General features: G+C 55.1%; 1 protein-coding gene and 2 tRNA genes. 2 read left to right on the top strand and 1 reads right to left on the bottom strand.

Features of this window, described 5'->3' with window-relative positions:
- Positions 1-317: 317 nt before the first annotated feature.
- Together ACQ7C1_RS31715 and ACQ7C1_RS31720 are read left to right on the top strand one after the other, a co-directional pair.
- Positions 318-394, top strand: a tRNA-Ile gene (locus ACQ7C1_RS31715).
- A gap of 92 nt (positions 395-486) precedes the next feature.
- Positions 487-562: transfer RNA gene (locus tag ACQ7C1_RS31720), tRNA-Ala, on the top strand.
- Positions 563-872: 310 nt separating this feature from the next.
- Here the strand turns inward: ACQ7C1_RS31720 and ACQ7C1_RS31725 are convergent.
- Positions 873-1,059 (bottom strand): hypothetical protein (locus tag ACQ7C1_RS31725; protein ID WP_430961219.1); only part of this gene is annotated, 187 nt, incomplete at its 5' end.

Consider the following 1,059-nt stretch of genomic DNA (forward strand, 5'->3'; position numbering starts at 1 on the left):
CTGTGGAATTGGTAAGACACCGAGACATGTCTCGGGTGAACCTTCCCGTGCTTTTTAGAATATAGATGGCGCCAGTCAGGCGACCATCGAAACGCAATACGCCGCGTAGACTACGGTCACGACGGTATGGCGAGCTTTCGCCGTCCACGTTTCTCTTTCTTCAAAAGGATATCGAACCATTGGTTTGCGCTCACGCGCTGTTCGCACCTTCGGTGCTGCGCTCCGCGAGGGCGCCGGACGACCGGCGACGGCCTCTGGCCTGTATGGGTGATCCTTTCCGAGGTTTTTGCTTTGGATTGGGCGCTGCGCAGAGAGATGGGCCCGTAGCTCAGTTGGTTAGAGCACACGCTTGATAAGCGTGGGGTCGGAAGTTCAAGTCTTCCCGGGCCCACCATTTGCAGCGGCAAAGAGATTTGCTGGTGCGAATTGTGGTTTGTTTGGGTTTACCTGATCCTGACGGTTTGCTGTCAGGTGTTTGCGATGGTTGGGGCTGTAGCTCAGCTGGGAGAGCACCTGCTTTGCAAGCAGGGGGTCAGCGGTTCGATCCCGCTCAGCTCCACCAATTCGCTTGGTGTCGAGACTGAGGGATATCCTTTGAAGAAGTAAAAGTTTGCATCGATCGCTGATCGATGCCTGTTCTGCATACATTGTGAAGAGAAGATTGATCTGGAGGCTTCCAGGTGTTTTTGGGTTTTGGCCCGAAACGTCCGAGCCCAGTTCTGATGATCCCTTGGATGGCCTAGCCGGCCGGATATGGGTGAAGGGCTGGAGGGTGGAAGGAAGCTTGTCGCTCTGGATCGTCAGCGTAAACCGCGTAGCGGTTTATCGCGTGTTGTTCAGCGCCTTGTTGTGCTGTCTGACGGACGATCGGATTACCGTTGCCTGACCGCGCGGTATCGGATCAAATCTCGAGAAGCTGGTCTTAAGACCTGACACAAGCGAGCTGCTCGGCGTAGCTCCAATAAAGTGATCAGGTCGAACACGTCGATGGCATCAAAGATGGCCTGGGTTGTAAAAGGTAACCCTGGCCGCCGCATCCCTTCGGGATGACGGCTAAGT

Origin of the sequence: Rhizobium sp. Nf11,1, from assembly GCF_050587665.1 — a bacterium.
Classification (GTDB): Bacteria; Pseudomonadota; Alphaproteobacteria; order Rhizobiales; family Rhizobiaceae; genus Rhizobium.